At 34.2% G+C, this 16605-nt stretch carries 22 protein-coding genes; 19 read left to right on the top strand and 3 right to left on the bottom strand.

What is annotated here, in order from left to right:
• Positions 1-7: 7 nt before the first annotated feature.
• The 9 genes from MKY71_RS18930 to MKY71_RS18890 all read left to right on the top strand — a co-directional run bounded on the left by MKY71_RS18930 (position 8) and on the right by MKY71_RS18890 (position 7054).
• A complete protein-coding gene (locus MKY71_RS18930; protein WP_340733703.1) occupies positions 8-448 on the top strand; it encodes a hypothetical protein in 441 nt (146 codons plus the stop codon).
• A 152-nt stretch (positions 449-600) separates the two neighbouring features.
• Positions 601-726, top strand: coding sequence for a hypothetical protein (locus MKY71_RS18925; protein WP_269454599.1), 126 nt, complete (start codon positions 601-603; stop codon positions 724-726).
• Complete coding sequence (locus tag MKY71_RS18920) at positions 707-2869, top strand: type IA DNA topoisomerase (RefSeq protein WP_340733701.1); 2163 nt, start codon at positions 707-709, stop codon at positions 2867-2869. The genes MKY71_RS18925 and MKY71_RS18920 overlap by 20 nt, the downstream gene beginning before the upstream one ends.
• A gap of 221 nt (positions 2870-3090) precedes the next feature.
• A complete protein-coding gene (locus MKY71_RS18915) occupies positions 3091-3360 on the top strand; it encodes a hypothetical protein (RefSeq protein ID WP_065217346.1) in 270 nt (89 codons plus the stop codon).
• A 28-nt stretch (positions 3361-3388) separates the two neighbouring features.
• Positions 3389-3775, top strand: a complete 387-nt coding sequence (locus tag MKY71_RS18910; RefSeq protein ID WP_065217345.1) for a hypothetical protein — start codon at positions 3389-3391, stop codon at positions 3773-3775.
• Between the two features lie 462 nt (positions 3776-4237).
• A complete protein-coding gene (locus MKY71_RS18905) occupies positions 4238-4516 on the top strand; it encodes a DUF1871 family protein (protein ID WP_065217344.1) in 279 nt (92 codons plus the stop codon).
• Positions 4517-4624: 108 nt separating this feature from the next.
• Positions 4625-5982, top strand: a protein-coding gene (locus MKY71_RS18900; protein ID WP_340733700.1) for an IS3 family transposase whose coding sequence is annotated in 2 segments (ribosomal slippage) — positions 4625-5078 and positions 5078-5982 — 1359 coding nt in all. Because the reading frame shifts where the segments join, the coding sequence is not laid out codon by codon here.
• 150 nt (positions 5983-6132) lie between these two features.
• Positions 6133-6294, top strand: a complete 162-nt coding sequence (locus MKY71_RS18895) for a hypothetical protein (RefSeq protein ID WP_340733698.1) — start codon at positions 6133-6135, stop codon at positions 6292-6294.
• A 175-nt stretch (positions 6295-6469) separates the two neighbouring features.
• The gene (locus MKY71_RS18890; RefSeq protein WP_340733697.1) at positions 6470-7054 is read left to right on the top strand and encodes a hypothetical protein; all 585 of its coding nucleotides are present in this window, start codon (positions 6470-6472) and stop codon (positions 7052-7054) included.
• 679 nt (positions 7055-7733) lie between these two features.
• On the opposite strand, the gene MKY71_RS18885 is transcribed toward MKY71_RS18890, so the two are convergent.
• The gene (locus MKY71_RS18885; protein WP_065217341.1) at positions 7734-8462 is read right to left on the bottom strand and encodes a hypothetical protein; all 729 of its coding nucleotides are present in this window, start codon (positions 8460-8462) and stop codon (positions 7734-7736) included.
• Positions 8463-9041: 579 nt separating this feature from the next.
• Here MKY71_RS18885 and MKY71_RS18880 point away from each other — a divergent pair.
• From MKY71_RS18880 to MKY71_RS18850, 7 genes are all read left to right on the top strand, one after another.
• On the top strand, positions 9042-9374 hold the full coding sequence (locus MKY71_RS18880; protein WP_079524140.1) for an RNA polymerase sigma factor: 333 nt from the start codon (positions 9042-9044) through the stop codon (positions 9372-9374).
• Between the two features lie 341 nt (positions 9375-9715).
• The gene (locus MKY71_RS18875) at positions 9716-9943 is read left to right on the top strand and encodes a hypothetical protein (protein ID WP_079524139.1); all 228 of its coding nucleotides are present in this window, start codon (positions 9716-9718) and stop codon (positions 9941-9943) included.
• 805 nt (positions 9944-10748) lie between these two features.
• Positions 10749-10991 carry a hypothetical protein gene (locus tag MKY71_RS18870; protein ID WP_139377703.1) on the top strand — a complete coding sequence of 81 codons (243 nt, stop codon included), beginning with the start codon at positions 10749-10751 and terminating at the stop codon, positions 10989-10991.
• 238 nt (positions 10992-11229) lie between these two features.
• Positions 11230-11502: a hypothetical protein gene (locus MKY71_RS18865; RefSeq protein ID WP_079524137.1), complete on the top strand. Its 273-nt coding sequence runs from the start codon at positions 11230-11232 to the stop codon at positions 11500-11502.
• The gene (locus MKY71_RS18860) at positions 11489-12088 is read left to right on the top strand and encodes a hypothetical protein (protein ID WP_340733696.1); all 600 of its coding nucleotides are present in this window, start codon (positions 11489-11491) and stop codon (positions 12086-12088) included. Before MKY71_RS18865 ends, MKY71_RS18860 begins: the two co-directional genes overlap by 14 nt.
• Before the next feature lie 519 nt (positions 12089-12607).
• The gene (locus tag MKY71_RS18855) at positions 12608-13501 is read left to right on the top strand and encodes a tyrosine-type recombinase/integrase (RefSeq protein WP_176142040.1); all 894 of its coding nucleotides are present in this window, start codon (positions 12608-12610) and stop codon (positions 13499-13501) included.
• Positions 13502-13763: 262 nt separating this feature from the next.
• On the top strand, positions 13764-14189 hold the full coding sequence (locus MKY71_RS18850) for a hypothetical protein (protein ID WP_079524132.1): 426 nt from the start codon (positions 13764-13766) through the stop codon (positions 14187-14189).
• 33 nt (positions 14190-14222) lie between these two features.
• Here MKY71_RS18850 and MKY71_RS18845 read toward each other — a convergent pair whose 3' ends face one another.
• Positions 14223-14567 (bottom strand): hypothetical protein, encoded by a 345-nt coding sequence (locus MKY71_RS18845; protein WP_254865259.1) that lies wholly within the window; start codon positions 14565-14567, stop codon positions 14223-14225.
• A 568-nt stretch (positions 14568-15135) separates the two neighbouring features.
• On the opposite strand from MKY71_RS18845, the gene MKY71_RS18840 reads away from it, so the two are divergent.
• The 3 genes from MKY71_RS18840 to MKY71_RS18830 all read left to right on the top strand — a co-directional run bounded on the left by MKY71_RS18840 (position 15136) and on the right by MKY71_RS18830 (position 16257).
• The gene (locus MKY71_RS18840) at positions 15136-15459 is read left to right on the top strand and encodes a hypothetical protein (RefSeq protein ID WP_079524131.1); all 324 of its coding nucleotides are present in this window, start codon (positions 15136-15138) and stop codon (positions 15457-15459) included.
• A gap of 323 nt (positions 15460-15782) precedes the next feature.
• Positions 15783-15989: a hypothetical protein gene (locus tag MKY71_RS18835; RefSeq protein WP_079524130.1), complete on the top strand. Its 207-nt coding sequence runs from the start codon at positions 15783-15785 to the stop codon at positions 15987-15989.
• A 73-nt stretch (positions 15990-16062) separates the two neighbouring features.
• Entirely contained in the window at positions 16063-16257 is a 195-nt protein-coding gene (locus MKY71_RS18830) for a hypothetical protein (RefSeq protein WP_079524129.1), read from the top strand.
• Positions 16258-16347: 90 nt separating this feature from the next.
• On the opposite strand, the gene MKY71_RS18825 is transcribed toward MKY71_RS18830, so the two are convergent.
• On the bottom strand, positions 16348-16530 hold the full coding sequence (locus MKY71_RS18825; RefSeq protein WP_079524128.1) for a hypothetical protein: 183 nt from the start codon (positions 16528-16530) through the stop codon (positions 16348-16350).
• Between the last annotated feature and the right edge of the window lie 75 nt (positions 16531-16605).

The following is a 16605-nucleotide window of genomic DNA, read 5'->3' as shown; positions in this document are numbered from 1 at the left end:
TATTGAAATGACAGGACAATTAAACCTATTTGACTGGATAGAGCCAGCTACAAGTTCAGAGATTGCTGCTGCTAGCAAACCTATTGAGCAAAAAGAGCCTCCAATACTAATTGTTGAGGAATCAGTCGTAGCGAAACAACCCATTGAAATGAAGGAAGAATGTACCGAAGTAGCGCCTTCAAACGAGCCAGTTACGGAAGACAGTACGGTTAATCCCGAAGATATATATGTAGGTCAATCGTGTCGTATCATCTTACCCAAAAAGGACACTGAGCTATATGATTATCTGAAATACTACTTTCCGTTTGTAATTGACAAAACTGGCGACATTGAAGAAATTACATTCAATGCAAAAGGCGACTGCATTTGCAACGTAAAATACGCGGTACCAACCTTTTATTTCATTCTTCCGAACTCGTTTTTTTATAGCATTTATCGGATTTTATGATATAATTTACATCAAGTATTTGATATTAATATGATGTCAATTAGGCGAACGTAAAGAAGCACTTTACTAATGTTTTCAAAACATTGGTGAGGTGCTTCTTTTTTTCGTTTTTTTAAAATTCTAATAATTTAAATGGAGGTTTTTACTTAGCTATGAAGCAACAATTTAAAGGTTGGGACCCAAAACTACGCATGATGGTACTGCTAGGAACACTTTATGAAGCAGAAAAATTATATGAAGAACATGGAATGAGTACTTATGGATTTAATCATATGTGAAAAACGTTCGGTCGGTATTTCAACCGCCGAAGCGCTATCAACTTCTTTTAAAGAAGAAAAAGGCTACATTGTCTGTAACAACAATATCCTTATAACTTGGTGTATCGGCCATCTATTTACGATGGCTGCCCCCAAATCATACAATCCTGTATGGGAAAAATGGTCGTGGCATACCTTACCGATGATTCCAGACCGTATTAAGTTAGAAATTATCGACGATGCGCGCATTAAAGCGCAGGTGAGCGTGATTAAAAAGTTAGTGGAAAAGCCAGAAGTAACAAGGGTGGTAGTCAACAGTGATGCCGCCCAAGAAGGGCAATTAATCGCCGGCAATCTATTACGAATGTTAAGTGTTAAAAAGCCGATTGTTCGTATGTGGGTGTCGTCAATGTCTGTAAAAGCATTGCAGCAGGCTTATAAAAACGTGATTTCATGGAACGACCCGAGCCAAGTAAATTTATTAAAAAGTGCTGAAACGCGTACGATTAGTGACTGGATCGTTGGTCTTTCATTATCACGTGCAATGACTTTGTGGGCCCAAGATGCAGGTGTCGATTATAGCGAGGGCGGTAGCAGAGCTTTAAACATGGGACGTATTATTAATGTAGTCGCGGCAATGGTTTATGACCGCGAAATGGAACGTACAAAATTCAGTAAACGTATGTACTATCCATTGTTGGCTCAGTTCCAGCAAGGCGACACAAAGTACCTCGGTTATTTAAAAGCTGAAAAGGAATATGAGAAATCCGTTGTCGAGAACATCATTAATCAGATCCGCTCATTACCTGCGAATGTTGTTAAGAGTGAGAAACAAGAGAAAACAACACCGGCGCCCTTGCTATTCGATTTAGCGAGCGCGATTGCTGCAGCAAGTAAACGATTCGGCATGAAAGCCCCACACATACAAGAGGTGCTAAATGATTTGTACCTGAAAAAGTATTTAAGCTATATCCGGACCGACAGCCAGTATATTACTGAAAACGAAATTCCTTTAATGCATGAAACATTCGATTTGCTAAAAGACCGTTATCCTCACTTAACAGCAAATGCAGATAAGAAATATGTACACGCAGCAAATAAGCGGATTGTACAGCCGGATAAAGTTGCGGACCATCATGGAATTTTAGTAGAGCCAAAAGTTCCGACCGGTTTAAGTGATGAAGAGCAAAAGATTTATGATATGGTCCTGGAACGTTGCTTTATGCACTTCAACCCGCCATTTAAATACCAAAACACATCTATTCACACACGAATGGGCGATCACTTATTTGTTTCAACGTACAATGATACGATTGAGTTAGGGTGGAAAGCTTTATTGCCAACCAACCAAAAGGATAAAGAGAAGGAAAGCGCGGAGAATGAGGATGATGCCGCGCTCACAGGCTCACCAAACGTCGTAGTTGGTTCAGCTAACATTATTGGTGCAAAGATTGAAGAAAAGGAAACAGCTCCACCACCTGCTTATACAGACGGTTCATTAATCCTTGCTATGAGTAATGTATCAACTATCGTTAAGGACCCTGTAATGAAAGAGAAATTGAAAGAGCGCGGTATAGGTACATCAGCGACGCTTGCGGCAACTGTAGAAAAGCTATTGAATATTGGGTACTTAACTTACGACAAAAAGAAAGTAACCATTACTAAAAAAGGTGCGTTCATTGTTGAATCATTACGTAAAACAAAAATACAGGTATTAACTTCTCCTGAAATGACTGCTCAATGGGAGATCGAGTTAGAGAATATCCGTAAAGGAAAAAGTCCTCAAACATTCAATAATGCGATTGTAAACTTTGTGAAGTTAGCTGTAGAGGAAATTAAATCGATACCAAATGACAATGTGCAGCTGATCGACTATATAGGTGAGTGTCCAAAATGTAAATCTGGCCTTACACGTACTGCAAAGCGTATCAATTGCTCAGGTACTAAAAATGGGTGTGACTTCTTCTTATGGTCGAACCAATACAATAAAGCCGTATCAGATAAGATGCTGGAACAATTACTAACTAAAGGGAAAACAAATGTCCTTTCATTTAACACAAAGGAAGGAAAACCATACAAAGCTCAATTAGCACTAGAGGCACCATATGAACAAGGGAAATTAAAGCTTTTATTCGCGGAGGCGAAACCTAAAGAGAAAAAATGATAATATGAATTACTTTATGTAATTTTACAAACAGATTCTTTATATTACAGTTTAAAAACAATCTATTTAATTTTATTAAACTACTATAAAACACATATTATTTTTTGTTATTTTTCAAAGTTCTTATGTCTATTGTTAATAAATACTGTTAATATGAACTCACATTGATTTATAATTATGTGAGCTAGTAATAATTGGAAATTAACGCGGAGGGCATTCTAATGAATAAGGTTTATAAATTAACTAAAGACAAACTTAAGATCGAAGACAGCTATATCGTATTAACATCCCTTTTAATTATTCAACTTGATAATGAAGGGAAAGTTTCAGAAGTACGTACTGTTCATACTTCAAATGAAGAGTTTTTAATTGCTGAGGCTTCAGATGAAATTAAAGCGCTTCCGGATAGAGATAGCAAAGAACTTGAAAAGAGCGAATTTGACGAATTAGTAGAGATATATAAAAATAACATTAAAGATATCCAATCGTAATGAATTTATAGCAAATGAGGGAACTTTAATGATCTTACAAAATGAAAACACAATGACATTATTTGAACAATATGAATACACATCAAACGTTATTAAGCAGCTTCAACTTGAAAACCACATTGGAGAAATGGAATGGATTCAAATGGAGTCGTTTGATCAAATTCAGGACGCCTTTACTGACGTTTTAGCAACATTCAATGGCTTAACGAGTGCCAACATACCTTTAATTCACGAATCAAGAAAACAGTCTTTGAAAGACTATGTAAACATCAGTAATAAATTACACGCGTTTGTCCTGGAACAAGCCCGCCATGAGTTGCAAATGTCTTCAAAAGACGTAAATTACTTATTTAAAGAGGTTGAGTTTGCTGGAGCTAGATACTTCACAAAAGACAACCCTCAACGCTTGTTTTAAACCTTAGACTTATAATATTCGGTTATATCCATTTACCTGTAGCAATCTGCTGCAGGTCTTTTTTATGCAGTATTTTAGAGTGTTTGTGGCTCGAAGTGTAGCATTTTAATAAAGTTCGATTAAAAGTAAGTTGCAAACGCTGATTTTATACAGAAAGAAACCAAAAGTTTGAAACAAAGTTTAATCAAAACAGTTTGTTCTTTACTTATCTAGATTGGTTCTTATAAAAGAGTTTAATTATTTCGGGATGCGAATATTCAATTAAAGCGCCCAGATTGTGGAATAAGGGATCGTCATATTCGTGTGGTATACTACATTACATAAAAAAAGGACAAATACGATTTTGAGTACAGGATTAGATAATTATGTTACCAAACGTTGGTTTGGGGACTTTTATGTTTTAATTAAGAGTAAATTTTTAAGAAGCAGATTTTAGAATATTTTTTCAGGGAGAGATTCTCATTGTCAAATAAAGAATTAAAAGAAAAATATGATAAAACATTTAAATTAATCAAAAGAATCATTAATAATTGGGACCCCATCGGTTTGCTACCATCAGCACCTGATGATGAATATGAAATGGAAATAGGAAGAATTGTTTCTTTACTTAATAAAGCTGAATCTGTAAATGTTTTTGCAGCAGGAATTAGCAGTACCTTTAATAAATATTTTGATGTGAATATCACTGATGAAGAATGTCTGCCTGTTGCTCAAAAAATCTGGGAGGCAGTGGAAAAATAAATGAAATATTAAGTCTATAATTTTTCTGTATTAAGCTTTTAAAATGCACCCAAATCTGAACTGCACCCCATTTGTTAGACACAATACCAACGAATGGGGTGTTTTTTCATGGCTAAAATGAGTGCCGAACAAAAATTAGCAGCGGTTGAACGCTATTTAACAAGTAGACAAAGCTCCCGAGCCGTAGCAGCGGAGTTTGGAATTTCACATCGCTATTTACTCACATTGACGAACCAATATCAAAAGAACGGTGTAGAAGCGTTCGTCAGAAGATATACAAATTACACAAAAGCATTTAAACTAGACGTACTTAACTATATGACTGAACATGGTACGTCCTTATACGAAACGGCAGCGATTTTCAATATCGGCGCCAGTTCGTGCATACGGAATTGGCAAAAACAATTCGAAACTTTAGGAGAGGATGCCCTTCAGCCAAAGAAAAAGGGGCGTCAATCCATGAAAAAACAAGGAACGAAATCATCTAAAAAGAACTTAGTAGAAGGCTCTACAGAAGCACTTCAAGCGCGTATTCAGCAGTTAGAAATGGAAAATGCGTATTTAAAAAAGTTGAATGCCTTAGTTCAAGCCAAGGAAGCATCACCACGAAAGACAAAGTAAACGTCATTTGTGAATTAAGGAATATCTATTCGGTGAAAGCACTTATCGCGTACGCAGAAATTCCAAGGAGTACGTTTTATCATATCGCAAAGAAATTAGCGTTGCCTGATCCAGACGCTGATTTAAAAGCGGACATTCAAGCGATTTACGACGAACACGAGGGCCGTTATGGCTACCGTCGTATTCGTGATGAACTGGCGAATCGTGGGCAAAAAGTGAACCACAAAAAGGTCCAGCGCCTCATGAAAGAACTCGGCTTAAAATGTATTGTCCGTATGAAAAAATATAAATCGTATAAAGGCTCAGTTGGCGAAATTGCGGACAATATTTTAAATCGTCAATTTAAAGCGGAGGCGCCAAATGAGAAATGGACAACGGATATTTCAGAGTTTAAATTATTTGGTGAAAAGCTGTATTTATCGCCAGTTTTAGATATGTTTAATAGTGAAATCATTACTTACACAATCGGCTCTAGACCGACTTTCTCTCTTGTTTCAGACATGTTAGAAAAGGCCTTAGAGCGCTTGCCAGAAGACCATCAGCTCCTCATGCATTCCGATCAAGGCTGGCATTATCAAATGAAGCAATATCGCCATGCGCTCCAATCGAGAGGCATTGTGCAAAGTATGTCACGTAAAGGCAACTGTTACGACAACTCCGTGATGGAGAATTTCTTCGGCATCATGAAATCCGAATTTCTTTACTTAAAAGAATTTGAAAGCATTGAGCACTTTAAAGAAGAGCTCGAAAAATATATTCATTACTACAATACGAAACGAATTAAGGCAAAATTAAAAGGCATGAGTCCGATACAATATCGATTACATGCCCAACTAGCTGCTTAAACGAAACGTATCTATCTTTTCGAAATCACTTCTACTTTCATCAATGACCAGTATTAGGGTCTATATTATTATGGAATGCATAGTTTTCATTGTATGCAAAAACAAAAAACAAATATGTTAAAATAAGGATAAAAAATAGGAGTGATAGAATTGCGCTCAATTAAAATAATGTTATTAGGTATCGCATTGATGCTTATAGCGATATACATACCACACGAAATTGCTTTTAGAACAGGTGGTTCTGAAATTTTCCTTTTAGCTTTAGGATTTATTCTTGTAATGATTGGATTATTAGTAAAGGATAAGCGATAATCCTCCTATAACTGTCTAAAATAACCGTGTCTAACTTTTAGGGGTCACTTCAATCCCGCTTTGGGAACAATTCTTTTTCGAGTAACATAATAGGTTAATCGAATAGATACTATGAAAATTTATTGTGACATTTATTAAGATATTTCGTCTAAGTTTACAAAGGAGAGAGTTTATGATGTTAAAAAATATTAAACTGATTTTGCCTATTATGTTTTTATCAATAGGGTTGTTTGGTTGCCAACAAAATAATAACGAGAAGGTTGATAATGAACCGTCTAATACCCAAACCTTAGAAACGAAAGCTGAGGTCATCGAAGAAGACTTTGTATATCGACTTGTGATAGAAAATGCAGAATACAGTAAGAATGAACCTATAAAAATTTATGCGGAATTAGAATATACAGGCGATAAAGAAGAAATTGAAATTTTTCATTCAGCTTCGCCATTCTCTTTTCCAATGGTTGAGACTACGAGAAATTATGAAATTGGATACGGTATGAATGAACCGTTATTAAGCACGAAACTAATTAAAGGGGAACCACTCCGTGAAGAATATAGGGGAAGTGGCGGGTATGGTTCACAGGACAAAAAAGAATATATAGAGTTTATGAAACAAATTATGAATCAAGAGTTTCCAAAGGGACATTATGTTGTAAATGGCATTGCAGACTTTGGTGTTATAGCTAACGAGGAAACGGGACAAAAGAAAAAATATAAAATAAAAGCAAAGGTTGAATTTAGCGTCAACGATAGTAATTAAAAAAATAAATTTTTTTTATTAACGGAGGCTTAGTGCAACAACGATTTATAACGTATTCATAACTAAACCTAATAACGTTCCCAAATAAAAGTTTGGGAATACACCAAAATGCGGGAAACGTTGACTTAATAGCGTTTCTCGCTTTTCTTATGGAACATTGTTTATAAGTGATTTTATGCAAGTCAATGAAACGTTGCTAAAGCAGCTTTTATACTTGCTGGGCATGATCTTTAATTTGCATAAAAACTTGTATAGCCATTCTTTTATCGGTATAAATTTGCATCTTCTCTAAGACTTCCCCAAGAAAAAATGTTGCTCCACAATATGGCCCTTTTATGGAATAACTTTATTATCACTTAACAGGTTCTTAAATCCACAAGAAAAACCGAAACCCCTTCTCTTTATAGAGATAGGAAATTCCGGTTCATCTTTTATATAAACGGTTAAACTTTTTTCAAAACGGTACAACTTTTTATAAACAGTTCAACTTTATTTCAAAGCCACACGAAGAAAGGGTTCAATTCGACCAACATAATTGTTATTAAATCCTTACCAATCTGTGCTTTTACCGCGCTAGGTTTCCCAAAGCTTAGTCTTAACAAAAAGCCGATAATTTCTCTTAAAGAGAAGCTACCGGCTTTTTTATGGAGAATATTAGGTTTGGTATACTAATTTAATTCTAACATTTCTTAGCATTACTACTAAACCATGCTTGAGCAATATCAGCTGTTACTGTTGTTTTACCTTCAAGACATTTAAGGAATTCTTTATCGCAGCAAGCGTCGCCGTTACCAAACATTTTCCAGCAAGCGTCATGACCTCTACAGCATGTATCTGTCGAATTTATTGGTGTGCCTCCACCATAAGTAAGACCGATACCACACCCAGGACCACAATGTTCATAGTGGGGAATACCTGGTGCACAGCCAGAGAAACTCCATTGTGCTTTGATTGGTTCTTCAAATGCAGCAAAATTGATATCTTCTTCTACATGTGTCTCTTCAAACAGTTGGTTGTAGTTTTCTGTATCGAAAAGAAGTTCTTTTTCAATAACTTCCTTATCTCTTAATACATTTTGAGCAACAACAATATTACCATTTTGTTTTTCCTCTTTTTTAAGGTTACTGATTAGGGTATATTCTTTTTGCCCCTTTATTGGTTCTGTAACAGAGAAAACAATTTGAGCCGTATTTTGATTGTTGTGTAATTGAACATACCGAGTATATTTGACTTCTTCTTGCTCAGGGAATGTATTGAACTGATACCCAAGTGCTACATTCAAATCTTCCGGGTTTACTCCATTTCGTTTAAAATCATTCTTTACCTTAGCAAAAGCAGGAAGATTATAGAGATCTTCTAATGTTTTAGTAATTAATGCACTTTTCATTTTAGCTCCGTTATAATTCATTAAATTGCCACTCCTTTTCTTTTTCAGTTTCGACTTAGACATTTTTCCTTACATACATATACTGCAAATACTTTTTCGATCAGCTGTAATAACCATCACATTACACTTAATGTTGTGATAACAACATTCTCTACTAATATCACAAATGTACATTGGCTTGATTTCCTCAGACTGGCGATTTTCAGTAGATTTTTCATCCATCATTTGGCTCACCCCTTTTTTTGTTACTATTACATAAAGAGAGGTAAGCTAATTAAAAGTAAAAAACGATAAAAATAATTTGATTACTTAAGTTTTATTTCCAACTTCCTTTTTAAAATATTGGCATATGTAAGGTAGGCAGAACAAAATGTCCTATTGCTAAAAAGCTGGACCATCAAGCTGCTTTCAGTCTTTCACGTCAAAAGGGAGCATTACTCTTTAGGTAATATGTAAATATCATTGAAAGTAATAATGGGTAAATAACAGCTAATTTCAGTTGATAAAAAATTTTTTTATAAAAAAAAAAATTAAAAGTAACTTTTACGATTTTCAAACCGTCTCACTTGTGACGGTAAATTGATTCAGGGAGATTAAAAAATGTCTAATATGAATCCATTAGTTCTAATTGAAGAAATATACAATGAGCATTATGTCTATTTACGAAACTTTTTAATTGGTTTAACTAAAAGTGACGTAATCGCTGATGATATTATTCAAGATTTTTTCACAAAAATCTTGGTTTCACCTTCAGTTGTTACAGAAGTTACATATATAAGGAGTTGGTTAATTACAGGAGTTAAAAATACGATGCTAGATTATTATAAAAAAAAGCGCCCTGAGTTGCTTCACGATGAGAATATTATTGAAACATTGTTGGTTGATAGTTATACACCGGAATTAAGTACAACGATCAGCCGGTCTACTGTGTGATGCAGCAATGTTATTTGTGCTGCTAGGATCCATTGGGGGCATTCTGACACGTATTGATATAGCTGGTCACTTATACCTTCCATCATTAATAATATTAGCGTTTTCATTTATAATAGGCACCATAGCAAGTGACTATTTAATTTGTAAAAAGCCTCGCCAATTTTGGTTTAAAAATGCAGTCATTACGACCGGTTTTTTAATTGGCTTAGTTGTAGTAGTGATCATTAACCTTTAATAAGAGCTGACAGCTGACAGGCTTTCAAACAATAGGAGCTTTTTTGTTGGATTTGTGATTTAGTTGTACGATTATCGTAAATCCTTATGAAAGAGGTCTAAATATAATGAATAAGCGAATCGATAAAAAGAAACAAAAACGATTAGCACTTAACAACAACAATAAAATTCTTTTAACGAAAAAGCTTTCAATGAGTAAGCTTGGCACAACTCCAGACCCTTCTAGAAATAGTGAATTAAATGAAAGTGTTAAACGGTTAATGGAGATTTTCTTGGAAAATGAACGTAAATTACGTGTGAAAAGGGCTGGTGACACTCTTGAAAAATCTCAATGAAATATTAAATAACCTTGTGTGCGCGGTGGTCGTAAATATAATGGTAGGGTGGCAATCATAAATGAAAATTTAAAAGATATGCCTCTGACTGATTATCTAGAATTCCGCAAACTTGTACAACTGACAAATAAGGCAGTTGAAATAAACCCTACTAACCAAACCATCCAAAAATTCAATCCATTAGAAATAGGAGATACAACCCCTATAGAAGAACATGCTGTAAACGTCTGTAACTTGCTTCTACAAGTCGCTAGTATAGATAATACTATTATTAGTCACGACGACCTTGAAACGGTTAAAATCTTGATAATCGATGGCAATTCTAAGAATAATCCGCATACAATCAAGTCCTTATTCGAGGCGTTAAGTATCGACCAAGAGAAGAATCTAAACGTATTGAATGTATTGAATCAACTTGTATGATCTATTAAGAATGCTTATAAGAAATAAAGTATGCATTAAATAAAATTGTAAGTTAGAAGGAGTGAAATATGTTGAGTATAGGAAGTTGGTTCACGCTATTAATAGGTGCAATAGCGGTTGTAATAGGATATCTAACAGATGGGCTATATTCGGCAAAAACGTTATTAGATATAAGTATTACTTCCTTTTTTCAAGGTTTTTTTGTCGCTTATATCTCTTTATATATGATTTACACATTTATATATAAATTCTTTTTTAAAGTCTATTAAAGGTTTCGAGTAGAGAATTATGAAATAAAGAGCATAAATAAAACAACAAGGTCATGGAACTTTTAGATGCTATACTAGAAGGGCTTGAAACAAAAATTAATGGAGTGGTTCTTTTGAAACGGTATGTATTAAAAGTAAATGAAACTACATTTGTTACTGCGATAAACTGGATCATCATTACAATTCCAGTAATAACAACAGGGCCGTTTGAAGATGTGCTCGTTCTGGAAGAATCCTATTTGAATGAGCCTATTGGACACAATCGGTATGATAAATCCACTACTCGTAAAGAATTAATAAAAACACATTATCCAACAATCCAATTTGAGAAAGTTAAGATTGTTTTAGATAAATAGACGCAATTTATTTTTTTTCTTCAGGAATTAAAGCTAAATGGCCAATAGCTGCATTGGCTATTTTCGTATGATTAGTCTATCCGTTAGCGGGTAGGCTTTTTTATTTTAACTGGGTTCCATACCATATAATTAAATATAACTTTTTAAGTAAAATTTTATCAGAAACAAAGAATCGTGCGAGCTTGTTTTAAAAACCTGTGATATGTTTTGATAATAACGTTATGGAGGTTAAATATATATGACAGCATTTAATGAAGCATTAGCTGAAAAAGAAAGAATCCTTAATTGGAACTTTGAAAAGGAAGATGAAAACAAATTCGCAGAGGTAAAAAAAGAGTACGATAGTCTTTATGCAGGTGACGCCACATTAGAGTACCTAAGCGGCTTAATTGAAAGAGTTAGGGAAACGGAAGATAACAATGAGAAAGTAGCGATATTCCATTACCTTTATACGAGTGATATTACAAGATATGATGTAGATGATTATGTAAAAAAAAATGGACCCCAATGAATTTCCTGCTTTTTGTTCATTGATCATTCTTATCGTAAAACATGATGAAATCGACAGCCAATACTATTTAAGCAATTTAACTCTTGCAGAGAAATTAATATTTGAAGAATTACAGTTTAAAGGAAGTCATTGTCACCCAATTAAATATTTGTTAGGTGAAGAAGTATCAACTGTTTTTGAAGCAGAAAATATGTTTGAAATCCCGCCAGTCTACCTAAAGTATGCAAATGAAAAAGAATCCTATGTTGCAGCTAAAGTTAAACGAACATTAGAAGCGGAGAAGTACGATGAAAGCTTAGAAATTGTTGCTGGTGCTGGATTTGAAGAATATTATCGTTTATTTAATGTTTACGATAGAACATTTATTTTCCCAAGTGATCTTGCCGGTTACTTTAGAAAAATGACGACAATTATGAAAGAAGCAAGCGAGAGAAATTTAATTACGCCTGAAGAAATTATTGAACGCATATCAAGTTTCATTATCGACCGAGTAGACCCATGTTGGGGAGCAGATCACGAATTAACTGAAGAACTTATGGAGTCTATGAAAAATTCTGTACTACATATGCTAACAAATACTAAATAACCCTCTCTTACAAAATGGCTCTCAGACGATTCGAGTAAGACCTAGTATCGCAAAACTTAATTTCGATTCGTCTGAGCGTCCTTCTAAATAATTCCATAAAACGGAATTTCACATCACTTCACCAAAAATAAAACCATAAATACCCATGTTAAAAATAGGGATTACAAAAGCAAGAAAATGGAAAATTAAAGAGTTTAAAATTTTATCCAATTTCTTACTAATTTAATGAAGAAAAAATCAGTCGTTTTTAAACACCAACAAAACCAAAAAGTCAATACTAAAAAAGAGTTTTAGAATAAAAATTTTCAAGCGAAGAAATATATAACCATATTTTTCTAATCAAGAAAACGTTGCTTGTCTGGATTTGATAATTCAGGACTTTCATAGGTATAATAAAAGGGGGAGAATTGAATTGTGTCTAAAATGTGAACAGATGTAACGTTAGTGAAATATCGTATAAAATTCAAACAATTCAAAATCCTATTCGTGAAATTTTATGGGAGGAGGATGTTATATTATATGGAAGAAAAAGTGTTGTCTTTTGGTAATTACAAATTAAATGCCGAAAAGGACGAAACTATAAAAAGTATCAAAATAAAAAAAGCGGATGTGTACAAACCCGACTTTCAATTATTTGAGCGATTCTGTTCCAAACATTACTTAGGTGTAGATTTTGAAAGCTTGATCGTTTATTTACATGATTCAGTAACAAAAGCAAAAGTACGCTTATCGACATTCAACCGTAGAGCTGCAGGTGTGAAGTATTGGTTAAAAAATGTTCATGGCATTAGTCCGACTGGGGAACAAGAGCTTGAAATTACAATGCTTCGTAAATTGTATTCAACAGAGGATTATCTACGATTGAAGTCGATGCATGGGGTACAGGTGGAAAAGCAATCCGATGTACTGCGCCTTATAGATCGGTACGATACAGCAGAGGATAAAGATATACGGATTCGTGCTATTTGTTTAGTAAATCTTTATACGGCTAACCGTCCATCAGAAATGGTTCGATTAAAGGTCAGTGACTTCGAACTAGATAAAAGAACTGTGCATGTGCAATTGATCAAACAGGGGGAAATGGCAAGAAAACGATTAACACTAGAAGCGGTGCAAGCTGTGAAAAAGTACATAATTCGATTTAACTTGCAACCAGACGACTTTTTCGTAGGAAAGATTGATAAATGGGGCAATTATACAAGTGCTCAAATTAAAGAGGATAGCTACAACTCCATGATTAAAAAATGGCTAGACTTCCCGCCTTATACATTTAGAAAAACTCAGATCACAACCATGTACAAAAATGGTGCTGATATTCCAACGATAGCAAAACAGTCAGGCCATAAATCTGCTCAAACGATTATGCAGCATTATATTAAGTTACACGCAGAAGATGTTGACGAATTCCTATAAGGAGAACAAATGCTAGAATACTGTTTCTAAAATATTTTAAGCAAATTAAATCGCCTTTGAAATGTAACTATATTTTTCCCTATATAATAGAAGAAACTCATAATTTTTGTGTATATTTTAGTCCGAAAAGAGCCTACAGTTAAAGAAACAGTTCCTTACGTAATTACCAATATATCAAACAAATGTTAAAATTAAATCATGTTAATTTAACATTTGTTTGATATTTTTTATTTATAGTCATACAGCAAGGAGAATCGGCAACATGAACACAAAATTAGTAAAATCAGTCGCTTTCGGTTGGATCGTTACGATATTCGGCATAATATGGCCTATCTTAGCTTTCCTTTATCCAGACCAGATGGCGCCGCAATTCATGTGGCAACACATACCAAACCTATTTTTCATCAGTATTTTACTGCTAGTATTACGTTATTCAGTATATGGACCAATCTTAAATACCGCGAAAAACGCTGCAAAAATAACCATGCTTGCAATTATTTTTGATTTTTTTGCAACTGGACGAATGACCGAACGATTCAATCCATTCATAATCGGATTAGTATTAGGTTGCGTTATCATCATGGCGTTTCAAATTATGTACCTGGTCATTGTATGTTGGTACTACCTCATTCGAGAAACAATAGCGCTAATAAAAACATCAAAAAACAGCCAAGCAACGATTAGTTAGTCATTGCTTGGCTGTTTTTTAATATTACTTTTCTTATGTAATTAAAAGTCCTGAAATCCAGGCTAATGCAGCAATATTGAGGCAAAGTACAAAAATAATAAATTCATATGACCATGACTTATCCTTTTCATAATTCCTTTGCCATTGTATTAAAAGTCCCATGTTCACTATTAACAAGGCTTCACTCATTAATATTATAGGCAGCAGCCAGTCAGCTTGGATTTTTTCACTAGAATCAATATTCCAATAAAGAACCACTAGTAAAAAACAAATAATATATGTTATACCCTTCGTCCATTTTGATTTTTTTATTATTCTCACTCCAGTGTAAATTTTAATGTTTCCTATACTTTCAATTATTTTAACATAATAATCCATTTATATTCGAAATTTCCTTTATAAAACTACATAGAAGCTATTAGGTGTTTTCTTTAGAAATAAATATTATAAATATAACTCAAAAAATGGAATAACTTATACGGCAACGGTGTATAAGTTATTATGAAATACATTTGAAAGGGGGGCGATACATATTATTTTTATAGCATTAACTCCAATATTTATTCTTTTGGGAATTGGTTTATTGGTAGTATCAGCTTTAATTGGAAATAGGAAGATGATATCAGAAGCATTAGTTTTTGCTTGTTGCGGGTTCTACGTTCTATTCCTTACAGCATTTATAAATATTATTTTAACGGCATAGAAAACTAAGAGGCCGGACTTTTCAAGTGGTGAAATTACTTCAGGTGTTGCAATGGATAGATTGTTAAAAGGACAGGATTTGCTATTTATTATAGCGATTCCTGTCCTTTTTTAATTGCTTTGTGGGTTATAAGAATTTTCATTTTGAAAAATAGCTCGTTTTTTGTTCAAAAGTTAATATTGCGATAATCTGTTTTTAGGTTACCAAAAATAAATAAATATCCTTAAAGGAGAACAATATACCATGATACAAATTGAGAAGAAATCATTTTGGTTAGACGATACCCCTTCATTTGAAGGATACACATTTAAGGGCAACACTTGGAATGGTTGGCAATGTCCTTTGTTCACAAAAGATGTAGGAAAAGAGATTTTAAAAGCCCTTGCTGACAACGATACAAGTACATATTACGACGAGAACATCGACGCTTTTATTGTGATTTTCAATTCATTGACTGAAGACCGCGAAACAGAGGTTTATGCCTCAAAAATAATTGAATATGAGGGTGAAGAAATTACGGTTTATCCTATCGGCTATGGCTCTTGGTGTTGGAGCGTATCCCAATAACGCAAACGGCAAACAGATTATCCTGTTTGCCGTTTTTAATGCCTTTTTAAGCGCGGTTACTACGGTCGATTATGTGCTTCAACGTTTTTTCATTAGTTATAGCAATAGTGGAATTATCTTTAAATCATGCAGGAGAAAATACCATTACACTAAAAAGTAACGACATTTAATTGGATTTCAATTAAGATATACTATAGATTAAACGTTACACATTACGGATAATGGCAGTTGCAGTACCGCGCCCTGGGGGTATGCTCAAAGCGGTTTGAAGTATAAATAAAACGTTACGAGGTTCCAAGTACATTTTTAAGGGAGTGAAACATGTGGTACTTTATTGGATAACAATTGCAATCCTATTTATATCAATTGCAGTATTCATGATCGGCGTATATGGCATGTATGGATGGATAGAGGAATTTTGGGGAACTTTGAAGCTCGAAAAAGAAAAAGCAAAGAAACCTGTTATTATATCGGCGCTCGGACTAGCTGGTATATTACTAACTAATGGCATTAATCACTTTTTCCTTTAAAATAAATAAGTGAAATAGCAGCTCGTAAATGTAGTTTGAAACCATTGTTACTATGTAAAGGAGGGAATCAGTAATGAGAGACGATGTAAGTGTAGTTGAAAAACGCGTTCTTAAAATATGCAACACTTGTGAATTTAATTTTGGTGAAAGATGTGTAGCACATGGTAGTCTATTTGGTTACGGTGGACAAATTACAAATGATGATGCTACATGCGATGAGTGGGGAATATCGTTACATGCTTACTTAGATGAAGTTTCAGAAGATTAAACTACAGTTCATTTCATTTGGATAAAGGAAATATTCGATTTAGCAAGTGCCAACGCGCAAAAATACGCGGGGGCTTTGCTATGCTCTCGATTAATCGACAATACCTAGATCAACGTTAGCACTCGTTAAATCTAATTTTCCTGTACTTAATGGCACAACCTTATATTCTTCATATCCATTTTCTTTAGCAAAAGTGTTAGCTGCTTCAATGCTACTAAATTCTTGTTCTACAGCTTGTGGTTGTTTTCCTTCTATATATATAAGTCCAAACATCATAATGGCCTCCTTTAATTTATCTGATACATACATTACTACAATCAATTCGTTACTAGAAGGGCGTATAGAGGA

Source organism: Solibacillus sp. FSL W7-1324 (assembly GCF_038008025.1).
Lineage (GTDB): Bacteria > Bacillota > Bacilli > Bacillales_A > Planococcaceae > Solibacillus.
The sequence above is the reverse complement of the archived record's forward strand: the minus strand, read 5'-3'. Positions and strand labels throughout refer to the sequence as shown.